Source organism: Erythrobacter sp. SG61-1L, assembly GCF_001305965.1.
In the GTDB taxonomy this organism is placed as follows: Bacteria; Pseudomonadota; Alphaproteobacteria; order Sphingomonadales; family Sphingomonadaceae; genus Andeanibacterium.
Window position 1 is genome coordinate 1,450,954 of record NZ_JXQC01000003.1, and the last position, 20,759, is coordinate 1,471,712.

Consider the following 20,759-nt stretch of genomic DNA (forward strand, 5'->3'; position numbering starts at 1 on the left):
GTGCGATATCCGCCCCGCCTTGTCGAAGGATTATCCCAGCGGGACAAAATGAGAATTTGTAATGTATCCGTTTCGGAGTGACGCGAAAACGTCCGCTCAGAAGGCCGCAACCAACCCGACTTCCGCCGAAATCCGGTCAAAATCGTAGATCTCCACCGTCGACCAGTTGCGCTGATAGGCCACCCGCACCAGCGGCGCGAAAGTGCCGAAGGTCAGGCCGCGAAAAGTGCCGGAAAGGCTGGCGGAGAACGTGTCGTCCTTGCGGCGCTGGGGATAGAGGAACAGGCGCTTGTCCGCCTCCAGCCGCCGATAGCCCAGATTGAGCACGGTGGTGGTGCGGCCCATCTCGCGATAGAGGTAGGTATTCACGCCCCCGCTAGCCGTGGAATAGCCGGGATCGGACGCGACGTCGCGCGATCCGTTGATCTGGAAACCGCCGCCGAACCGCGCGGAAAAGGCCCGGTCCAGCCCCACTGCCAGCGTGTAGCGTTCTCCGTCTTCCAGATTGTTGCGGTGATTGTCCTCCAGCAGCACGGTGCCGTCCATGCGCAGCTGGGTGCGCTTGCCCAGCGGATGCTGCCAGTTGCCGGTCACGCCGTAAGATGTGCTGTAAGGGTCCATCCCGTACCAGCGCCAGCTTGCCGCGCCTGCGAGCGAGAAACGGTCCGCCCCCCAGCGCCATTGCGGACCGGCCTGCAGCGAGGCCGAAATATCGTCGAACCGGCTTTTGCGATAAAGATCGGCAGAGCCGGAGGCCCGCAGGAGAATATCCGTCTTCGCGCCCACGGGCAGGCGATGATAGAGCTGGCCGCGCACTGAAAGGCCGATGCCGGATTGCGCCTTCGCATCGTCATCCAGCGTGAAATCGCCGATGATCGTGCCCAGAGTGTCGGAATGGGTGGCGTTGTTGATATTGGTGCTGGGCGCCGCGGCCACTTCAAACCCGCCGCCCGTGCGCTTCAGTGCGGAAAGGGCATTGGCGAAGAAGCGCACCTGCTGTTCCACCTGCGGCGGCAGGCCGGTGGCTTCGGCCGCGCGCAATTCGCGCCGCGCCTCGCCCATATTGCCCATTTGCGCCTGAAGCCGCGCAAGCTGGAGGCGCACGGCGGCGGCATCGGGCTTGTCGTCCAGAATGCGGCGCAGCAACACGGCCCCTTCGCGCGGCTTGTTCATCCGGTCCGCCAGCATCAAGGCCAGTCGAAAGCGCGCTTCGGTGCGCAATTCGACGTCCGGATCTTGCGTAAGGGCGCGATAGGCAGCCTCAGCCGTTTCGAAATCGCCGCGATCGCGCGCGGCATCCGCATATTGGAACAATTGGGCAGCAGTCATTTCAACACCGCCGGCTTCCTGCGCGCCAGCGGCCGGATCGGCCTCAGCCTGCCCTACTCCAGACTGCTCTGCTCCGGACTGCGCTGACAGATTTTCCGCAGCGGCACCTTCCTGCGCCAGCGCTGGCGCGGGCACCATGCCGAACGCCAGCAATGCCAGCGGAGCCGCGCCGATAGCCGGTTTTTTCACCCAACATCCCCTAATCACGTGTTGGCGGCACCGACCACACCGCGCTTGCAGAGGTTGGGGACATAGCTGCCACGGCTGCGCGGGTCGAGAGGGGCATTGGCGAACCTCTTCGAAGGCGGAGCAATTTTCCGTTAAGACTGGACAGGGCAGGAAGATCGAGCGCGGCAAATCTGCCGCCAGAATCGACAATCGTGCGCCTGGGTGCAGGTGCAAAGCCTTGCCATCCGGCCTGCCGCTCCGCATTGTCGAAGCGAAGAAGAAGGAGAGTCCGATATGGAACGCCCCGCTACCCTTTGCCCCACTGCCCTTCGTCGCCGCATTGCCCTTCCCGCAGCGCTTGTCGCCGGTGCCCTCATGGCCCTGTCCGCGCCGTCACTTGCCCAGCAGACAGACGCTTCCCAGCTGCCCGAAGGCAATTCGCCCGAGGAAGTGGCCCAGCGCAAGACCGCCAATGAACAGCAGGCGGAATTCGCATCCAGCCAGCTGCAGAACAACGCCAACTCCCAGGCCGAATACGATCGCCGCCTGAAGGAAGTGGAAGAAGCCAAAGACAAGATCGCCGCCGATCAGGCTGCCGCGCAGGCCGCCTATGAGGCAGAGAAAGCCAAGCGCGAACAGGATTATCAGGCGGCCATGGCCAAATGGCGCGACGATGTGGAAGCCTGCAAGGCTGGCGACCTTGCCAAGTGTGGCGCATCGCCCGCCGTTCAGCCGTGAGGCTGCGGCCCACAGCCATTCTGGCAACGCTGCTGGCGGCGGGGTTTGCAGCCCCGCTGCTGGCGGTGGAGCCGCCTCCGCCCGAAACCTTCCCGATGGAACCGGCTGACGACGCAGCCGCTTTCGCCGCTGCCGGCTTCAAGCTGACCAACGGCGACTGGCACGGTTGCGACGATCCGGGCACGGCAGCCTATGCCCCCGGCCAGATCGAGCAGGTGGCGGACTTCAATGGCGATGGCCAACCCGAGGCGGTCATCACCGAGAGCAGCAGCTTCTGCTACGGCTTTACCGGGCAAGGCTATTTTCTGGTCAGCCGCAATGCCTCCGGTCAGTGGAAGCTGATGGATCAGGGCATCGGCATATTGCGGGCGCTGGAAGCGCGCGGCGCGGGTAACTGGCCGGATCTGGAAGTGGGCTGCCCGGGCTTCTGCTTCCCGGTACTGCGGTGGAATGGTTCGACCTACGAACCGCATCGCAACGAATATGAGGGCAAGGCCTGCACTCCCTGAGCTGCCCCGCTCCAGTTTCGGTCACCCCTTGTTCAGTCGACGATTTGCAGGCATGCCCGAAACTTTGATTTCGGGCGCAACCATCTCGCGCCTGCAACAGGAGATAAGCCCGATGAAGACCCGCCTGCTTGCCGCCACTGCCCCCATCGTTCTTGGCGCAGCGGCTCTTGCCGGATGCGCCGGAACGGGCAATGCCGAAACCGTGAACAGCACCACCAGGACTCCGCAGGCCAAGATCCCGCAGGCCACCGGCTATTTCGCGCAGGAATCCACCCTGCCCTTCCACGCCCCGGATTTCACCAAGTTCAAGGACGAGGATTTCCGCAGCGCGCTGGAACAGGGCATTGCGATCCAGCTGGCCGAGATCGACGCGATTGCGAACAATCCCGAAGCGCCCACTTTCGACAACACTTTGGTGGCCATGCAGCGTTCGGGCCAGATGTTCCTGCGCGCCTATCACCCCTTTGGCCAGCTGACCTCGGCCAATACCAACGACACGCTGGATGCGATCGACAAGGATATCTCGTCCAAGCTGGCGGCGATGCAGGATGCGATCTACCTCAACGACAAGCTCTTCCAGCGAGTGAAGGCGGTATACGATAATCGCGCCGCCATGAGCATGACGGGCGAAGACGCGATGCTGCTGGAAACGGTCTATGCCGATTTCGTCCATGCGGGCGCTCTGCTCGACGCCAAGCAGAAGGAAGAGCTGAAGGCGATCAACGGCCGCCTTGCCGGGCTGGAAACCGAATTCTCCCAGAAGCTGACCGAAGGAACCGCCGCCAAGGCCCCGATCTTCGACAGCGCGGCCGAACTCGACGGGCTTTCGCCTGCGGAAATCGACGCGGCGGCCAAGCTGGCCACGGAAATGGGCCATCCGGGCAAATATGCCCTGGCGCTGATCAACACTACGCAGCAGCCGCAGCTCACCAACCTCAACAACCGCGCCAGCCGCGAGAAGCTGTTCAAGGCCAGCATCACCCGCACCTCCAGCGGCGACGAATATGATCTGACCAGCACGATCGAGGAAATCGCCCAGCTTCGCGCCAACAAGGCCGCGCTGCTCGGCCAGCCGAATTATGCCGCCTTTGCCCTTTATGACCGCATGGTGAAGGACCCGGCCAAGGCGATTTCCTTCATGCAGGATTTCGTGCCCGCCGTTGCCGCCACCCAGCAGCGCGAGCGCAAGATGCTGGAGGAAATGGCCGCATCGGAAGGGCAGAACATCAAGCTGGAACCGTGGGACTGGGCCTATTACGCAGAGAAGGTCCGCAAGGCCCGCTATGACATCGACGATGCGACGGTGAAGCCCTATTTCGACGTATGGAAGACGCTGGAAGACGGCGTATTCTTCGCCGCCAACAAGTTCTACGGCATCAGCTTCAAGCGCCGCACCGACATTCCCACCTATCACCCGGACATGCGCGTCTACACTGTCTACGACAAGGACGGCAGCGAGATGGCGCTGTTCTATTTCGACCCCTTCGCCCGGCCCAACAAGCAGGGCGGCGCCTGGATGGGCAATTTCGTCGAGCAGTCATATCTGCTGGGCGACAAGCCGGTGATCTACAACACCCAGAACGTGACCCCGCCCGCACCGGGCGAGCCTGCGCTGGCCACGGCCGACGATGTGAACACCATGTTCCACGAATTCGGCCACGCGCTGCACGGCATCTTTGCCAGCCAGCAATATCCCGGCCTTTCAGGCACCAACACGGCGCGGGACTTTGTGGAATTTCCCAGCCAGTTCAACGAGAACTTCGCCTTTCTTCCGGAAGTTCTGAACAATTACGCCAAGCACTACAAGACCGGGGAGACCATCCCGGCCGAGCTGGTGAAGAAGATCGAGGCGGCCAACAAGTTCAACCAGAGCCTGTCCTTCGGCGAGTTGCTGACCTCCGCCCTGCTCGACATGAAGTGGCACGATCTCACCCCGGCCAATGCCAAGGTGGATGCGGAGAGCTTCGAAAAGGCGGCGCTGGCGGAAATGGCGCCGCTGGACGCGAACCTGATCCCGCCGCGTTATCGCTCGCCCTATTTCCGGCATATCTGGTCCAACGGCTATGGCGCCGGATATTATTCCTACATCTGGACCGAAATGCTGGCCCACGATGCGTGGGACTGGGTGGTGAAGAATGGCGGCCCCACCCGCGCCAATGGCGATCACGTGCGCGCCACCTTCCTCGGCCAGGGCCACACGAAGGATTATGCGGACATGTATCGCGATTATTCCGGCCACGATCCGCAGATCGCCCCGATGCTCGAAGCACGCGGCCTCAGCGGGCAATAAGCCCTTCTGCTTCAGTGTTTGATGAGTGAGCTCCTGCGCAAGCAGGAGCCCAATTCGCGATAGGCTCCTGCTTGCGCAGGAGCTCACGAAACGCCTGTGGTCGGCTCGATCCTATCCTACCGCCACCAGTGCCCGCGCGCCGGGCCGGCCCAGCCAGCGCGCGGTCACGCCCCAGACCCGGGCAATGCTGACATCGCTCAGCGCATCGTCCGGCAGGGCATCGGCCACCAGTTCCCCCTTGTCGAGCAGCAGCACCCGCTCAGCATGGTTCATCGCCAGCGCGAGATCGTGCAGCACCAGCACTACCCCGGCCCCGGCATCGGCCGCCTGCCGGAGCGTGGCCAGCAGACCGAGCTGATGCGCCAGATCGAGCGCGGCAAGCGGCTCGTCCGCCAATATCCAGTGCGGTTGCCCCGCCAGAACGCGCGCCAGCAGGGCCCGCGCCTTCTCCCCGCCTGAAAGGGTGGAAACCGGGCGCGCGGCAAGCCCTTCCAGATCGCAGGCCGCCAATGCAGCCTCGATTGCCTCGCTGTCAACATCGCCATGCGGCAGGCGGCCCACCGCGACGAGATTGCGCACGGACAGATCCCAGGCCACTTCCCCCGCCTGCGGCAGATAGCCGACAGCCCGTGCCCGCTCGCGCGGATGGAGGCCAGCCAGCGGCGCATTGTCCAGCAGCACCTCGCCCGCCGTGGGTTTGGTCAGCCCGGCCAGAGCCGCGAGCAGAGTGGACTTGCCCGCCCCGTTCGGCCCGCAAATCGCAGTGACAGTGCCGGGGAGCAGGCCTGCCGTGACCTCGTGCAGAATATCGGCCTCACCCAGCCGAACCGACAGTTTTTGTGCGGCGAGCTTCATGCCAGCCCCCTTCTCATCTTCAGCAGCAAGGCGAGGAAGAACGGCGCGCCGATCAGGCTGAGGGCAATGCCCAGCCGCAATTCAGTGACCAACGGCAGGATACGGCACAGGCAATCGGCCACCAGCACCAGCAAGGCCCCCGCCAGCGCACTTGGCAGGATCAGCGAACTGGGCCGCCGGTCGGTCAGCGGGCGGACCAGATGCGGCACGATCAGCCCGACAAAGCCGACGATCCCGGCCACGGCCACACCCGATCCCACGGTCAGGCCCACACCCGCCACCAGCAATAGCTGCAACCGCGCCGGGTTTACGCCCAGCGAGCGCGCCGCCGCCTCGCCCAGTGTCAGTGCATCGAGCGAAGGCCCTGCCAGCCGCAACAGCGCTATCCCGACAAGAGTGAGCGGCGCGGCGATCCACACATCGGCCCAGCTCCGGTCGGTCAGCGCGCCCATCAGCCATGTGACGATTTCACTCATGGCAAAGGCGTTGGGGGCAAGGCTGATGACCAGCGAGGTGAGCGCGCCCGCAAGGCTGGCGATCATCATCCCGGCCAGAGTGAACAACCCGATCCCGCCGCTACGCCCGGCGATCAGCACCAGCAGCATCATGGCCCCGGCCGCACCGGCCAGCGCGAAGGCGGGCAGCAGCCAGACCGAGGCCGCATAGCCGAACAGCAGGCTCACCACCGCGCCAAGGGCCGCACCCGGCGCAATGCCGAACAGGCCCGGATCGGCCAGCGGATTGCGCAGATAGCCTTGCATGGCCGCCCCGGCTGCACCCAACCCGCCGCCGATGACGAGCGCAAGCACGGCGCGCGGCAGGCGCAGTTCCATCAGGATCAGGGCCGCATTGGGCGTTGTCGCCGGGTCGATCCAGACACGGCCTGCGAGGAGCGAGAGCGGGATCATGACCGCCAGCGCGAGGAGCAACAGTGTCACAGGGCGGCTCATATCTGCCCCCGCTTACGAGTGCCCTTCGACAAGCTCAGGATGAACGGGTCTTTTTCGGACCGCCCCAACGCCGCTCGTGCTGAGCCTGTCGAAGCACGCGCCCCGACCGTGGCCCTCACTTCGCTCAGCCGCTTTGCCGCCCGCAGGATGGTCGGTCCGCCACAATAGAGCAGCGAGGGATCGAGCCTCTCGTAACGGGTGCCCTTGAGCTGCCCGAGCGCCGGATGGCTCAGCGCGCGTTCCCCGCCAGCCGCCAGCACCAGCGAAGGCGGATCGGCCAGCACCTGCTCCAGCGGCAGATAGGCGCCCTGCCCCAGCCCGCGCGTGGCGGCATGACTGGAAAAGCCGGTGCGCGCCAGCAGATCGGCAATCAGGCTGTCCGGCCCGGCGACGATCCCGCCCTGCTGCCACACCAGCGCATCGACCGGCGCAGAACCGACAGGTGCGCGCGCCTGGTCCAGCGCAGCCTCGATCCGGGCAACCAGAGCCTCGCCCTGCGCCGGGCGACCGGCCAGAGCAGCAAGCTGGCGCACCTGCGCCTCGCTCCCGGCAACATCATGCGCGACATCAAGCGTTTGCACGCGAATGCCTTGCCGCTCGAATGCGCGGCGGGTCGCGCCGGGCAGGAAACTGCCTGCCACAACCACGTCCGGCCTGAGGGCAAACACTTCCTCCGCCGTGCCGCCGGTGGCGGCGAAGCGGCGCGCCGTGGCAAGGTCCATCGAAGTGGCGCGCGGATCGTGGCTATAGTGCGAAATGGCCAGCAACTGGCCCGGCGCGGCAACTTCCGCCAGGATCGCATCGCTACAGGGATTGAGCGAAACGATGGTCGGGCCGCTCGCTGAATGGCCACTGCGCTGCGCAGGCGCGCAGCCACCAAGGCCAGCCATAATCGCAAATAATACAAGATAGTTAGGCACCATACCTCCCGCCGCGACACAAGTGCCGTCCATGGCGAAAGGCGCGCGCCGGTTTCCCGGCACAGGCCAGTGCGCTTGCCATCGGTACACCCCGCCCGTGGCCGAACGACGCGTAACAGGCAGGTCTCCTGGCTCGCCGGATCACAGCTTTCGCGCCCGCCTTCCCGCTGCCTTCAAGAAGGCAGCAGTGGCATGATGAGCGCGCGGCTCCCCGGTCACAGTTGCGGGGGCAGCGCAGGATTCGGGTTCCCCCTCACCTGCTTCCCTCTTCGGCCCGCTCTCGCGGGCAACCTATGACGCAGGCCATGCGATAGGCCGCCGGAATGACAGCCGCAAGCACCGCGCTTACCCAATGTTCAGCACTTAACCTTTATGCGCGCGCTGTACCGCTTCGGCACGAACCGGATTTCGCGGCTGCGAAAGCCCCGCTTTGCCGATACGCGCCAAGGCGCGATTTCACAGCCTGCCCCTGAAAGATCTTTTTGACCGCTACTGCTGCCCTTCCCGTCACGGATACCGCCAGCCCCCGCAATTTCCTGCGGGCGAAGCCGCGCGCCACCAAAGGCTGGGCGCATGGCTGGCGGCGATTTGCGGCGCTGGCACTGGCGCTGGGCGTTCCTGCCATGGCCGCGCCTGCCGAGTGGCGCAGCCTCGATCTGTTCGGCAGCGAGGAAGCAAAGGCGGCCAGCCCGATGGGCTTCGAAGTGGCAGGGGAGAGCTTTCCCGGCTCTGCCTTCTATTACCTTGCCGACGAACCTTCCGCCTATGCCGCGGCGCCTGTTGGAGGCACCTTCACCCTGGCCGGCCCGAATGCCGCCGACGATGCATTCGGGCCAGCCGCACGGCCAATCGCCAATGCGGGCAGCGCCATCGACAAGGCGCGCGCGCTGCAATGCATGACCATGGCGATCTATTACGAAGCCGCCACGGAATCCGATGCCGGCCAGCGTGCCGTGGCGCAGGTCGTGCTCAACCGCGTGGCCCATCCCGCCTATCCCAACACAGTCTGCGGCGTGGTCTTCCAGGGTTCGGAACGGTCGACCGGGTGCCAGTTCAGCTTCACCTGCGACGGCTCGCTCGCCCGCGCGCCCGCGCGCAAGTTCTGGGACCGGGCGCAGCGCGTGGCGATGGCATCGCTTGCCGGGTCCGTCTATCGCCCGGTCGGCCTCGCAACCCATTACCACACGGTGCAGATCCATCCCTATTGGGCGGACAGCCTGAACAATATCACCACCATCGGCGCGCACACCTTCTATCGCTGGCGCGGCGCGGCGGGCCTGCCTGCCGCTTTCACTCAGGCCTATTTCGGGGCCGAGCCGCTGCCCCAGCGCCATCGCCCGACGGCCACGCCCGACGCGGCATCGCTGGCCGACCCGCTCGAGCTGGCCCGCCGTTACGAAGCCACTCTGGTGGCCGCGCAACCGGCCACCCCCGTTGCCACCACGCGCGGCGCAGCGGGAAGCAACGCCCAGCCTGCCCAGAAGCTTCCCGCCCCGACCTATTCGACCGAAATCGAGGCACGCGGCGGCGAAACGCTTTATTCCGGCAACCGCCTGCCCGGCGGCGGCGAGGTGAAGAGCCAGTATTCCCAATCCGGCCAGTGGATAGGGCGCCCCTGACGCGCGACGAGGCGTTACCCCTCGGGAATCCTCCGCTTTCAAAGGTTTACAGGCTGGAAACCATGCGCGGGAACGAAGGCTTCAACTTGCCCGGCTAAACCGCTTGCACGTTGAGCGTCCGGCACATGGACGGGGCGCCGCCGGGATGATGAAGGTTCCTGCATTATGACGATCCATTTCGCCGCCGCAGAAGGCCGGTTGCTTCCCAATCTTAACACCGTGCGTGCCCGCGCCACGATGGGCCGCCCGGCCAATGACAATATCGCCCTGCGCCCCGATGCAGCGCGCGATTCCGCTGCTGACCCTGTGGCAGAACGTGCGATCCTGCACGCGGCGCTGCGCCAGTTTGCCCAGCATGGAATCGGTGCGGCCGATCATGCCCGCAATCAGGCCGAACGCGCCTTTTTCTCAGGCGACCGGGAGACCTATCGCTGGTGGCTGGGCGTCTGCCGCACACTGGACCGGCGCATGGCGGCCCGCCTTGCCAGTCAGGCTGGTGAATTCGAAGGTGTTAATCCTCCACGCCGATAAATCCCACAGGGGCTGGTAAGGATCGCCTTAACCATTCAGTGACCTCTTCTCGCTATTCCCGAAGGCGTGACGCTCGGGAGACGACCGATAAAGAAGGTCAAGGAAATCCTTGCACGAACGATCTCCGGCGATGCGCTGGACGATCGCGTGCGTCGCAAGCTGGTCACGTCGCTTTACACCCAACCGTCCAGCCTTGCGATCGGCGCCCTGTGCGGTGTCAGCGCGGCTGCCACGGTCGCCTATGTCTCGGGCAATCTTCAGATCATCATCGCTGCGCTGCTGCTCACCGCAGTGGCGGTAATGCGCGTCGGAATGGCCGCAAGCCTTGGCCCGGAGACCGACCGGCGCGACGCCAGGCTGCTTGAACTGCTCTACGAAGCAGGCGCCTTCAGCTTCGCCTTCATCGTCGGTACCATCGGCGCGCTCACCATCTGGTTCGACCTTGCGACCAGCATGCAATTGCTGGCCGTAAGCTATGCCATTGCCTATGGCGCGGGCACTTCCACCCGCAATGCCGGCCTGCCGATGATCGCGCTGGGCCAGATGATTCTCTCGCTCGCGCCGCTGATCGTGGTTGCGGCGATCCGGGCGGAACCGATCTACATCGTCTTTGCCGTCACTACCCTGCTGTTGATCCCGGCCATGGCGTCGGTGACTTTCAACATCTTCGATGTGCTGCGCGAATCCGTCGCCGCGGCCGAAACAAGCCAGCGCATGGCCGACAAGATGCGCGATCTTGCCCGCACCGACGTCGTCACCGGCCTGTCCAACCGCGCCGGTCTCAACCACGAGATGGTCGAGAAACTGATGACCATGCGCGACGATCAGAAGCTGGCGCTGTTCTGGCTCGATCTCGACAAGTTCAAGGAAGTGAACGACACGCTGGGCCACCCGGTCGGTGACCGCGTGCTGTCCGAAGTGGCCCGCCGCCTGCGCGAAACAGCGCCTGATGGTGCCACGGTCGCCCGGTTCGGCGGCGACGAATTCATCGTGGTTTGCGAAGTGGACACGCGCTCCGAAAGCGAGCGCCTTGCCAGCAGCCTGCTCGACGAAATTTCCCGGCCCTATCGCATCGACGGCGAACGTCTGGAAATCGGCACCTCCATGGGCATCGCGCTGATGCCGGACGACGGCAGCGATCTCGACACTGTGATGCAGAGCGCCGACCTTGCGCTGTATCACGCCAAGGTCAACGGCCGGAACCAGACCAGTTTCTTCGACGCTTCGATGACGCGCGACCTGATGCGCCGCAAGGAGATTGAGGCCGAACTGCGCGCCGCCCTGCAGCGCGACGAACTGTCCATCTTCTTCCAGCCGATCGTCGATCTGGAAACCGGACGCATCAAGACCTTCGAGGCGCTGGTGCGCTGGTTCCACCCCGAAAAGGGCGAACTGCGCCCCGACGAGTTCATTCCGGTGGCCGAGGAAACCGGCGTCATCATCACGCTGGGCAACTGGATCACGGCTCAGGCTGCCAAGGCCTGCGCGCAGTGGCCGGAAGACGTGACCATCGCCGTCAATCTCTCCCCGGTGCAGATCAAGGCGCCCGGTTCGGCTCTGGGCATTCTCAATGCACTGAAGGAAGCCAAGCTCGATCCATCGCGGCTTGAACTGGAAGTGACCGAAAGCCTGTTCCTGGAAGACAACCACCACACTGCCCGCTTCATCGAGAAGCTGGCGGCCGAAGGCGTACGTTTCGCGCTCGACGATTTCGGCACGGGCTATTCCTCGCTCGGCTACATCAACAAGTTCCCCTTCAAGAAGATCAAGGTGGACCGCAGCTTCGTTTCCGGCCCCAACGTCGGCCGCAAGAGCGATGCAATCATCCGCGCCGTGGCCGAACTCGGATCGCGGCTGGAAATGGACATCGTGGCCGAAGGCCTCGAAACCATCGAACAGGTCCGCGCCGTTCGCGAAGCGGGCTGTACGCTGGGCCAGGGTTACTATTTCAGCCGTGCCGTGCCGGATTACCTTGCCGCTACCCTGCTGGCGCAGGAACGCGACAAGGAACCGGCCATCCGTCTGGTCGGCTGATGCACGCGGGCTGATGTGCACTGCATATCGGCCATTGCCCTATCCGGTCCCATCCCCGGACCGAGTCACCGCCAACCTCCTTTTCCTGACCGCATGCCGGGTTCATCTTCCGGACATTCGCAACTGTTATTGGCGTGCCCGGCTGGCGGACGACACAAGTGTCTTGCCACCTCTCGCCGGGACGTCGCGCAGGGCGAAATTACACCCTTATTGATATTGCGAACTGTTATCACAAATTCTCAGGAATTGGCGGCTTTTCGCGGTTGCCAAAGCAAATCCACAGGCCTAGGGCCGAGTCAAACTTGGGGCGCTCGCCTCTCGCGGGATGCGGGGTGTGCGCCATTCGGATGAGCATCGCTCCCGCTCTTTCGCGAAAGGCAAGCATCGCACATGGCTCGCAAGAAGATCGCCCTCATCGGCGCCGGCATGATCGGCGGCACCCTGGCCCACCTCGCCGCGAAGAAGGAGATGGGTGACATCGTCCTGTTCGACATCGCCGAAGGCATGCCCCAGGGCAAGGCGCTGGACCTTTCCCAGTGCGGCCCGGTCGAAGGCTTCGACGCGAAGATCACCGGCACGAACGATTATGCCGACATCGCCGGTGCGGACGTCATCATCGTCACCGCAGGCGTGCCCCGCAAGCCGGGCATGAGCCGCGACGATCTGCTGGGCATCAACCTGTCCGTGATGAAGGCCGTTGGCGAAGGCATCAAGACCCACGCGCCTGACGCCTTCGTGATCTGCATCACCAACCCGCTCGACGCGATGGTCTGGGCGCTGCGCGAATTCTCCGGCCTGCCCGCCAACAAGGTCGTCGGCATGGCTGGCGTGCTGGACAGCGCGCGCTTTGCCACTTTCCTCGCATGGGAATTCGGCGTGTCGGTGAAGGACGTGAACGCCTTCGTGCTGGGCGGCCATGGCGATACCATGGTGCCGGTCACCAGCTACACCACCATTTCGGGCATCCCGGTGGATGACCTCGTGAAGATGGGCAAGTCCAGCAAGGAAGCGATTGACGCGATCGTGGCCCGCACCCGTTCGGGCGGCGGCGAAATCGTCGGCCTGCTCAAGACCGGTTCGGCCTATTACGCACCCGCCACTTCGGCGATTGCCATGGCGGAAGCCTATCTGGGCGACCAGAAGCGCATCCTGCCCTGCGCCGTCTATGTCGATGGCCAGTATGGCCTCGACGGCCTCTATGTCGGCGTCCCCGCTGTGATCGGCGCCAATGGCGTTGAGGAAGTGGTGGAAATCGCACTGGACGATGCAGCCAAGGCCAACTTCCAGACCTCGGTCGATGCGGTCAAGGAACTGCTCGTCGCTTGCAAGGCCATCGACCCGAGCCTGGGTTGATCCTGCCTTGATCCTCGCCGCAGCCCTTCTCCCCCTCGCAGTGGCCGCAGCGAGTGAGGACCTCGCGGAGCCGGAACCCTATCCGGCTCGCGAGGTTCTGGCCGCCTTCGCCACGGCCTGCTCCGGGATAGAGGAAATTCCCGTTGCCCAGGCATCCGTGCAGGCTGCCGGGTGGGAACATTACTCCCCCGCTGCCGACAGCGCGATTGCCCGCATCGTCGCCTCCGGTGAAGAGCTGATGGCGAAGGAAGACCCCACCGTGCAGATTCTGGATGGCGGCATCTGGCGCAAGTCGGTTGCCGGACGCGAATTGTTCACGGTGATTTCCGGCGTGGAACTGGAAGGGGTCGTCTCGCATGGCTGCCGCGTCTACGATCTTTCCGCCCCCGCCGCACTTCCGCTGGAAGAACTGCGCGACTGGGCGGTGCGCGATCCGGCGGAACGGCCCAACGGCATTCCCGGCGGCAGCAAGTTCGTCTGGAATCCGGGGCTGAAGCCGGGCCACATGGAAATGGAAATCAGCTTCGTGCCCCAGGGCACGGTGCTTCCCGAACCCCTTGCCGGCATCCCCTTGTCCGGCATCGTTTTCACTGCCTCCTCGGTGGAGTTTACCGATCTATGAGCATTCTCATCAACAAGGACACCAAGGTCATCACTCAGGGGATGACCGGCGCGACGGGCACGTTCCACACGGAACAGGCCGTGGCCTACGGCACCCAGATGGTCGCAGGCGTGACCCCCGGCAAGGGCGGCACCAGCCATATCGGTATCCCCGTTTATGACACTGTGGCCGAAGCGAAGCACGCCACCGGCGCGACCGCTTCCGTGATCTATGTTCCGCCGCCGTTCGCAGCGGATTCGATCCTTGAAGCCATCGACGCCCAGATCGAACTGATCGTGGCCATCACCGAAGGCATCCCCGTGCTGGACATGGTGCGCGTGAAGCGCGCCCTTTCCGGCAGCAACAGCCGCCTGATCGGCCCGAACTGCCCCGGCGTGCTGACGCCCAACGAATGCAAGATCGGCATCATGCCCGGCTCCATCTTCAAGAAGGGCTCGGTCGGCGTCGTCAGCCGTTCGGGCACTCTCACCTATGAAGCCGTGCACCAGACCACCATGGCAGGCCTTGGCCAGACCACTGCGGTCGGCATTGGCGGCGACCCGGTGAACGGCACCAACTTCATCGACGTGCTGGAACTGTTCCTGGCCGACGATGAAACCAAGTCGATCATCATGATCGGCGAAATCGGCGGCAGTGCCGAAGAAGAAGCCGCGCAGTTCCTGAAGGACGAGGCGAAGAAGGGCCGCAAGAAGCCGATGGTTGGCTTCATCGCCGGCCGCACGGCCCCTCCGGGCCGCCGCATGGGCCATGCCGGCGCTATCGTGTCGGGCGGCCAGGGCGGCGCGGAAGACAAGATCGCCGCGATGGAAGAAGCGGGCATCCGCGTCTCCCCCTCGCCCAGCGAACTTGGCACCACGCTGGCCGATCTTCTCAAGGAACTGGCGTAATCCCTCGCCCCCGCTCCGGCGGGGGCAAATCACGGTGAACCCCATGGGTAACGAACTGCACGATTTCCCGCTCGATACCGGCTCCGAAGGGCCGCAACCCGGCCCCAGCTGGCAGAACCCCCGCTGGCCGCTGAGCGATGTGGCCAGCGAGGACGACCTGACGCAGGCGCTCGACCCCTTCGCGATGAAGGAAGTGGTCAAGCAGTCTGCCGAAAAGGCCGGACTGAAGCTGGACGAACGGGCAATCGAACAGGCCGCTGCGGATTCCATCCGCGCCATGATGCTTGTGCGCACCTATCGCGTGCGCGGGCACCTCGCCGCCGATCTCGACCCGCTGGGCCTGCACCAGCGGGAGCTTCCGGCCGACCTGACGCCCGAATATCACGGCTTTTCCGGCGCCGCGCTGGACCGGCCCGTCTATATGGGCGGCAATCTCGGCCTCGAATGGGCAACCGTGCGCGAGATCGTCGATATTCTGCGCGCCAATTATTGCGGCCATGTCGGCCTTGAATACATGCACATCACCGATCTGGAGGAACGCCGCTTCCTCCAGCAGCGCATGGAAGGCGCAGGCAAGGAAATCGAGTTCACCGAAAACGGCAAGAAGGCCATTCTGGCTGCCGTGATCCGTGGCGAGGAATATGAAAAGTTCCTCGGCAAGAAATATGTCGGCACCAAGCGCTTCGGCCTGGATGGCGGCGAGAGCATGATCCCGGCGCTGGAAGCCGTGATCAAATATGGCGGCGCGCTGGGCGTGCGCGAGATCGTTTACGGCATGGCCCATCGCGGCCGCCTGAACGTGCTCGCCAATGTGATGGCCAAGCCCTATCGCGTGATCTTCCACGAATTCTCCGGCGGCAGCGCCAATCCGGAAGACGTGGGCGGTTCGGGTGACGTGAAATATCACCTCGGCACCAGCACCGACCGCGAGTTCGACGGGATCAAGGTTCACATGAGCCTGGTGCCCAACCCCAGCCACCTCGAAACGGTGGACCCGGTGGTACTGGGCAAGGTCCGTGCGCAGCAGGCCTTCCGCGAGGATCTGGACAAGCACGAGCAGGTTCTGCCCGTGCTGATCCACGGTGACGCGGCCTTTGCCGGCCAGGGTATCGTGTGGGAATGCTTCGGCCTTTCCGGCGTGCGCGGCTACAGCACCGGCGGTTGCATCCACTTCGTGATCAACAACCAGATCGGCTTCACCACCAGCCCGAAATTCGCGCGCAATTCGCCCTACCCGTCCGACGTGGCCAAGGGCGTCCAGGCACCGATCCTGCATGTGAACGGCGACGATCCGGAAGCCGTGACTTTCGCCTGCAAGCTGGCAGTGGAATATCGCCACACCTTCAAGCGCGACATCGTGATCGACATGTGGTGCTATCGCCGCTTCGGCCACAATGAAGGCGACGAGCCCAGCTTCACCCAGCCGCTGATGTATTCCAAGATCCGCCAGCACCCCCGTGTCAGCGAGATCTACGCCGAGCGGCTGATCGAAGAAAACGTGATCGACAGGAACTGGGCCGGGGAAACCGCGTCTCACTTCATCGCCGTGCTCGATCAGGAATTCGAAGCGGGCAAGGGTTACAAGCCCAATGAGGCGGACTGGTTCGCCGGGCGCTGGAGCGGGCTGAACAAGCCCGCCGATCCGGAAACCGCGCGCCGCAATATCAATACCGCGATCGAACCCAAGCTGTTCGAAAGCTTGGGCCGCACGCTCAGCACCGTTCCTGCGGATCTTGAAATCCACAAGACGCTGTCGCGCGTGATCGACGCCAAGCGCGAGATGTTCGAAAGCGGCAAGGGCTTCGACTGGGCAACGGCGGAAGCCCTCGCCTTCGGCAGCCTGATGATGGAAGGCTTCGGCATCCGCCTGTCCGGGCAGGATTCCAGCCGCGGCACTTTCAGCCAGCGCCATGCGACCTGGATCGACCAGCGCGACGAGCGCAAGTATCTCCCGCTCTGCGAACTGCCGCACGGCAAGTTCGAAGTCTATGACAGCCCGCTGTCCGAATATGGCGTGCTGGGCTTCGAATATGGCTTTGCCAGCGCTGATCCGAAGACTCTGGTGCTGTGGGAAGCGCAGTTCGGCGACTTCGCCAATGGCGCGCAGATCATCATCGACCAGTATATCGCCGCTTCCGAAGCCAAGTGGCTGCGCGCCAACGGCCTCGTGATGCTGCTGCCGCATGGCTATGAAGGACAGGGCCCGGAACACAGCTCCGCCCGTCTGGAACGCTTCCTGCAGCTTTGCGCGGGCGACAATCTGCAGGTGTGCAACATCACCGTTCCGGCAAACTACTTCCACGTGCTGCGCCGGCAGATGCTGCGTCCGTTCCGCAAGCCGCTGATCATCATGTCGCCCAAGTCGTTGCTGCGCCATCCCATGGCGAAGTCGCAGGCGAGCGAGTTCACCGGCGAAGGCCACTTCATGCGCATCGTTTCGGACATCAAGCCGATCGAGGACAGCAAGGTCCGCCGTCTGGTGCTCTGTTCGGGCAAGGTCGCCTATGACCTGATCGAAACGCGCGACAAGGAAGGGTTGGACGACGTTTCCATCGTCCGCATCGAGCAGCTCTATCCCTTCCCCGGCGAGCCGCTGGCCGCACGCCTTTCGCGGATGAGCAATCTCGAGGAAGTGGTCTGGTGCCAGGAAGAGCCGCGCAACAACGGCGCCTGGTTCTTCGTGGAAAGCCAGATCGAAAACGCGCTGACCGCGTCGGGCAAGGCAGGCATGCGTGCCTGCTATGCGGGCCGCGATCCGGCCGCCTCGCCCGCCACGGGCCTCGCCTCCAAGCACAAGGAACAGCAGGAGGCGCTGGTCGCCGCTGCGCTGGGCCTCGACCATTCCGCCCCCGCCGCCACGGCGAAGGGCAAGTAAGCCTGACCCCACAGGGAAGAACGACCATGACCATCGAAGTCAAAGTCCCCGCGCTCGGCGAATCCGTCACCGAAGCCACCGTTGGCGAATGGCTGAAGAAGCCCGGCGAAGCCGTGAAGGCGGATGAGCCCATTGCCAGCCTCGAGACCGACAAGGTCGCCGTGGAAGTGCCCAGCCCCGTTGCGGGCGTGATGGGCGAGTACAAGGTTGCGCTCGGCGATACGGTGGAAGTCGGTGCGGTCCTCGCGCTGGTGGAAGAAGGCGCGGTTGCAGCCTCCTCTCCGGCACCTGCCGCACAGCCCGCCCCTGCCCCGGCAATTCCCGCTGCCGCCGCGCCCGAACCGGTCGAAGCCGATGGCCTGACCCTGTCCCCGGCCGTGCGCCGCGCGGTTCTGGAACATGGCATCGATCCCTCGACCGTGAAGGGCACGGGCAAGGATGGCCGCCTGACCAAGGAAGACGTGCTCGCCGCGGCCAAGGCCAAGGACGCAGCCCCCGTCGCCGCCAGCCCGGCCGCTGCCGCTGCACCTGTCGCCGCGGCTTCGGGCGAACGCCGGGTGGAACGCGTGAAGATGACGCGCCTGCGCCAGACCATCGCCAAGCGCCTGAAGAGCGCGCAGGACAATGCCGCGCTTCTCACCACCTTCAACGATGTCGACATGTCGGCGGTCATCGAAGCGCGCGAGAAGTACAAGGACGTGTTCGCCAAGAAGCATGGCGTGAAGCTCGGCTTCATGAGCTTCTTCTCCAAGGCATCGGTACTGGCGCTGAAGTCGATCCCGAGCGTGAACGCTCAGATCGAGGGCGATGAGATCGTCTATTTCGACTATGTCGACATCTCGATCGCCGTCTCTGCCCCCAACGGCCTCGTCGTGCCGGTGGTGCGCGATGTCGATCAGCTCAGCTTCGCGGGCATCGAGAAGGCAATCGCCGAATATGGCGCCAAGGCCAAGGACGGCACGCTGACCATGGAAGACATGAAGGGCGGCACCTTCACCATCTCCAACGGCGGTGTGTTCGGCGGCCTGATGAGCACCCCGATCATCAACCCGCCGCAGTCGGCCGTGCTCGGCCTGCACCGCATCGAAGATCGCCCGGTCGTGCGCAATGGCGAGATCGTGATCCGCCCGATGATGTATATCGCGCTGTCCTACGACCACCGCATCATCGACGGCCGCGAAGCCGTAACCGCGCTCAAGATCATCAAGGAAGCGATCGAAGACCCGACCCGCCTGCTTATCGATCTGTAATTGTGTGAGCTCCTGCGTAAGCAGGAGTCCATACCCGATGGAGGAAGGTTGGCTCTACATCGTCTGCAACAAACGAAACGGGACGCTCTATCTCGGTGTGACCAGCCATTTGCAGCAACGCATCTGGCAACACCGCGAAGGGCTAATCGAAGGTTTCAGCAAAAAATACGGATGCAGCCGCCTTGTATGGACGCAACATTTTTCCAATCTTCACGATGCAAGGCAGCGTGAGTGGCAAATGAAGAAATGGAAGCGAGCCTGGAAGATCGAACTCATTGAGAAAGATAATCCCGGCTGGCGTGACCTTTGGGACGATTTGAACAGGTGAACTCCTGCCAAGGCAGGAGCCCGGACGACGCCGCAGAACAGGTTCCTGCTTTCGCAGGAACTCACAGCAGTTGGCGATGGAGCGACGAATGGCTGATTACGATTACGATGTCCTCATCATCGGCGCCGGTCCCGGCGGTTATGTCGCGGCGATCCGCGCGGCGCAGCTGGGGCTGAAGACGGCCTGCGTGGAAAGCCGTGAGACGCTGGGCGGCACCTGCCTCAACGTCGGCTGCATTCCCTCCAAGGCGCTCCTCCACGGTTCGGAACTGTTCGAGGAAGCCGCCCACGGCGCGCTCGCCAAGTTCGGTATCAAGACCGGCAAGGTGGAAATCGATCTGGCCACCCTGCTGGGCGAGAAGGATACGGCGGTCAAAGGCCTGACCGGCGGCATCGAATATCTGTTCAAGAAGAACAAGGTCGATTGGCTCAAAGGCTTCGGCAGCTTCAAGGACGCGCGCACCGTCGAAGTCGAAGGCAAGGCCTACACTGCAAAGAACGTGGTCATCGCCACCGGCTCCTCCGTCACGCCCCTGCCCAATGTCGAAGTCGACAATGACAAGGGCGTGATCGTCGATTCTACGGGCGCGCTCGCCCTGCCCAAGGTGCCGGAACATCTGGTGGTGATCGGCGGCGGTGTGATCGGGCTGGAACTCGGCTCGGTCTGGCGGCGCCTGGGTGCCAAGGTCACCGTGGTCGAATTCCTCGACCAGATCCTGCCCGGCATGGACGGCGAAGTGCGCAAGGAAGCGCAGAAGCTGTTCGCCAAGCAGGGCATCGAATTCAAGCTCGGCACCAAGGTCACCGGCGCCACCGTGAAGGGCAAGAAGGCCACGCTGACGTTAGAACCCGCCGCTGGCGGCACTGCCGAAACGCTGGAAGCCGATTGCGTGCTGGTGGCCATCGGCCGCAAGCCCAATACGGACGGGCTGAACCTCGAAGCCATCGGGCTGGAACTGAACAAGCGCGGCCAGATCGAGACCGATCACAGCTTCCGCACTGCTGTGGATGGCGTGTGGGCCGTGGGCGATGTGATCCCCGGCCCGATGCTGGCGCACAAGGCCGAGGATGAAGGCATTGCCGTGGCGGAGTTCATCGCCGGGCAGATCGGCATCGTGAACCACGATGTGATCCCCAGCGTGGTCTACACCATGCCGGAAATCGCGGGCGTTGGCCTGACCGAGGAAGCCGCCAAGGAACGCGGCGAAGTAAAGGTCGGCAAGTTCCCGATGGTGGCCAACAGCCGCGCCAAGACCAATCGCGATACAGACGGCTTCGTGAAGGTGATCGCCGACGCCAAGACCGACCGCGTGCTGGGCGTGTGGATCGTGGCCAGCGTGGCCGGCACGATGATCGCCGAAGCCGCTCTCGCCATGGAATTCGGCGCGCTGAGCGAGGATATTGCCTATACCTGCCATGCGCATCCGACCCATTCGGAAGCGCTGAAGGAAGCGGCGATGGCAGTGATGGGCAAGCCTATCCACATTTGAGCTGGCTGGGGC

17 protein-coding genes and 1 riboswitch are annotated in these 20,759 nt (G+C 64.1%); of the genes, 13 read left to right on the forward strand and 4 right to left on the reverse strand.

What is annotated here, in order from left to right:
* Positions 1-96: 96 nt before the first annotated feature.
* Positions 97-1,518 (reverse strand): surface lipoprotein assembly modifier, encoded by a 1,422-nt coding sequence (locus SZ64_RS07330; protein WP_162225083.1) that lies wholly within the window; start codon positions 1,516-1,518, stop codon positions 97-99.
* A gap of 273 nt (positions 1,519-1,791) precedes the next feature.
* On the opposite strand from SZ64_RS07330, the gene SZ64_RS07335 reads away from it, so the two are divergent.
* The 3 genes from SZ64_RS07335 to SZ64_RS07345 all read left to right on the forward strand — a co-directional run bounded on the left by SZ64_RS07335 (position 1,792) and on the right by SZ64_RS07345 (position 5,034).
* Positions 1,792-2,235 carry a hypothetical protein gene (locus tag SZ64_RS07335; protein ID WP_156313568.1) on the forward strand — a complete coding sequence of 148 codons (444 nt, stop codon included), beginning with the start codon at positions 1,792-1,794 and terminating at the stop codon, positions 2,233-2,235.
* Positions 2,232-2,744, forward strand: coding sequence for a hypothetical protein (locus SZ64_RS07340; protein ID WP_054532145.1), 513 nt, complete (start codon positions 2,232-2,234; stop codon positions 2,742-2,744). Before SZ64_RS07335 ends, SZ64_RS07340 begins: the two co-directional genes overlap by 4 nt.
* A gap of 112 nt (positions 2,745-2,856) precedes the next feature.
* Positions 2,857-5,034, forward strand: coding sequence for a M3 family metallopeptidase (locus tag SZ64_RS07345; RefSeq protein ID WP_241773002.1), 2,178 nt, complete (start codon positions 2,857-2,859; stop codon positions 5,032-5,034).
* Positions 5,035-5,145: 111 nt separating this feature from the next.
* On the opposite strand, the gene SZ64_RS07350 is transcribed toward SZ64_RS07345, so the two are convergent.
* Genes SZ64_RS07350 through SZ64_RS07360 form a run of 3 tightly spaced genes read right to left on the reverse strand, consistent with a single transcriptional unit; the run spans position 5,146 to position 7,729 of the window.
* The gene (locus SZ64_RS07350) at positions 5,146-5,889 is read right to left on the reverse strand and encodes an ABC transporter ATP-binding protein (protein ID WP_054530217.1); all 744 of its coding nucleotides are present in this window, start codon (positions 5,887-5,889) and stop codon (positions 5,146-5,148) included.
* Positions 5,886-6,839 carry an iron ABC transporter permease gene (locus SZ64_RS07355; RefSeq protein ID WP_054530218.1) on the reverse strand — a complete coding sequence of 318 codons (954 nt, stop codon included), beginning with the start codon at positions 6,837-6,839 and terminating at the stop codon, positions 5,886-5,888. Before SZ64_RS07355 ends, SZ64_RS07350 begins: the two co-directional genes overlap by 4 nt.
* On the reverse strand, positions 6,836-7,729 hold the full coding sequence (locus SZ64_RS07360) for an ABC transporter substrate-binding protein (protein ID WP_082384471.1): 894 nt from the start codon (positions 7,727-7,729) through the stop codon (positions 6,836-6,838). The genes SZ64_RS07355 and SZ64_RS07360 overlap by 4 nt, the downstream gene beginning before the upstream one ends.
* Before the next feature lie 130 nt (positions 7,730-7,859).
* Positions 7,860-8,069: riboswitch (cobalamin riboswitch) on the reverse strand.
* Positions 8,070-8,241: 172 nt separating this feature from the next.
* Between SZ64_RS07360 and SZ64_RS07365 the strand changes: the two genes are divergently transcribed.
* The 10 genes from SZ64_RS07365 (at position 8,242) to lpdA (ending at position 20,747) form a co-directional block, all read left to right on the forward strand.
* Positions 8,242-9,378 (forward strand): cell wall hydrolase, encoded by a 1,137-nt coding sequence (locus tag SZ64_RS07365; RefSeq protein ID WP_241773003.1) that lies wholly within the window; start codon positions 8,242-8,244, stop codon positions 9,376-9,378.
* 165 nt (positions 9,379-9,543) lie between these two features.
* A complete protein-coding gene (locus tag SZ64_RS07370) occupies positions 9,544-9,909 on the forward strand; it encodes a hypothetical protein (RefSeq protein ID WP_054530219.1) in 366 nt (121 codons plus the stop codon).
* Positions 9,910-9,975: 66 nt separating this feature from the next.
* Positions 9,976-11,943 carry an EAL domain-containing protein gene (locus SZ64_RS07375; RefSeq protein ID WP_241773004.1) on the forward strand — a complete coding sequence of 656 codons (1,968 nt, stop codon included), beginning with the start codon at positions 9,976-9,978 and terminating at the stop codon, positions 11,941-11,943.
* A 390-nt stretch (positions 11,944-12,333) separates the two neighbouring features.
* Positions 12,334-13,296: a malate dehydrogenase gene (gene mdh, locus SZ64_RS07380; RefSeq protein ID WP_054530220.1), complete on the forward strand. Its 963-nt coding sequence runs from the start codon at positions 12,334-12,336 to the stop codon at positions 13,294-13,296.
* A gap of 40 nt (positions 13,297-13,336) precedes the next feature.
* Positions 13,337-13,918 (forward strand): hypothetical protein, encoded by a 582-nt coding sequence (locus SZ64_RS07385; protein ID WP_206742898.1) that lies wholly within the window; start codon positions 13,337-13,339, stop codon positions 13,916-13,918.
* Entirely contained in the window at positions 13,915-14,805 is an 891-nt protein-coding gene (gene sucD / locus SZ64_RS07390; protein ID WP_054530222.1) for a succinate--CoA ligase subunit alpha, read from the forward strand. The genes SZ64_RS07385 and sucD overlap by 4 nt, the downstream gene beginning before the upstream one ends.
* A gap of 43 nt (positions 14,806-14,848) precedes the next feature.
* Positions 14,849-17,680, forward strand: coding sequence for a 2-oxoglutarate dehydrogenase E1 component (locus SZ64_RS07395; RefSeq protein ID WP_054530223.1), 2,832 nt, complete (start codon positions 14,849-14,851; stop codon positions 17,678-17,680).
* Between the two features lie 26 nt (positions 17,681-17,706).
* Positions 17,707-18,930, forward strand: a complete 1,224-nt coding sequence (gene odhB, locus SZ64_RS07400; RefSeq protein ID WP_054530224.1) for a 2-oxoglutarate dehydrogenase complex dihydrolipoyllysine-residue succinyltransferase — start codon at positions 17,707-17,709, stop codon at positions 18,928-18,930.
* Between the two features lie 37 nt (positions 18,931-18,967).
* Positions 18,968-19,258, forward strand: a complete 291-nt coding sequence (locus tag SZ64_RS07405; RefSeq protein WP_054530225.1) for a GIY-YIG nuclease family protein — start codon at positions 18,968-18,970, stop codon at positions 19,256-19,258.
* 88 nt (positions 19,259-19,346) lie between these two features.
* Positions 19,347-20,747 (forward strand): dihydrolipoyl dehydrogenase, encoded by a 1,401-nt coding sequence (gene lpdA, locus SZ64_RS07410; protein ID WP_054530226.1) that lies wholly within the window; start codon positions 19,347-19,349, stop codon positions 20,745-20,747.
* Positions 20,748-20,759 lie beyond the last annotated feature (12 nt).

Bases quoted from the DNA above. Each gene is read 5' to 3' on its own strand.
- sucD (WP_054530222.1), top strand. From the start codon at position 13,915: ATGAGCATTCTCATCAACAAGGACACCAAGGTCATCACTCAGGGGATG.
- SZ64_RS07360 (WP_082384471.1), bottom strand. From the start codon at position 7,729: ATGGCTGGCCTTGGTGGCTGCGCGCCTGCGCAGCGCAGTGGCCATTCA.
- SZ64_RS07370 (WP_054530219.1), top strand. From the start codon at position 9,544: ATGACGATCCATTTCGCCGCCGCAGAAGGCCGGTTGCTTCCCAATCTT.
- mdh (WP_054530220.1), top strand. From the start codon at position 12,334: ATGGCTCGCAAGAAGATCGCCCTCATCGGCGCCGGCATGATCGGCGGC.
- SZ64_RS07350 (WP_054530217.1), bottom strand. From the start codon at position 5,889: ATGAAGCTCGCCGCACAAAAACTGTCGGTTCGGCTGGGTGAGGCCGAT.
- lpdA (WP_054530226.1), top strand. From the start codon at position 19,347: ATGGCTGATTACGATTACGATGTCCTCATCATCGGCGCCGGTCCCGGC.
- SZ64_RS07355 (WP_054530218.1), bottom strand. From the start codon at position 6,839: ATGAGCCGCCCTGTGACACTGTTGCTCCTCGCGCTGGCGGTCATGATC.
- SZ64_RS07345 (WP_241773002.1), top strand. From the start codon at position 2,857: ATGAAGACCCGCCTGCTTGCCGCCACTGCCCCCATCGTTCTTGGCGCA.
- SZ64_RS07335 (WP_156313568.1), top strand. From the start codon at position 1,792: ATGGAACGCCCCGCTACCCTTTGCCCCACTGCCCTTCGTCGCCGCATT.
- odhB (WP_054530224.1), top strand. From the start codon at position 17,707: ATGACCATCGAAGTCAAAGTCCCCGCGCTCGGCGAATCCGTCACCGAA.
- SZ64_RS07405 (WP_054530225.1), top strand. From the start codon at position 18,968: ATGGAGGAAGGTTGGCTCTACATCGTCTGCAACAAACGAAACGGGACG.
- SZ64_RS07395 (WP_054530223.1), top strand. From the start codon at position 14,849: ATGGGTAACGAACTGCACGATTTCCCGCTCGATACCGGCTCCGAAGGG.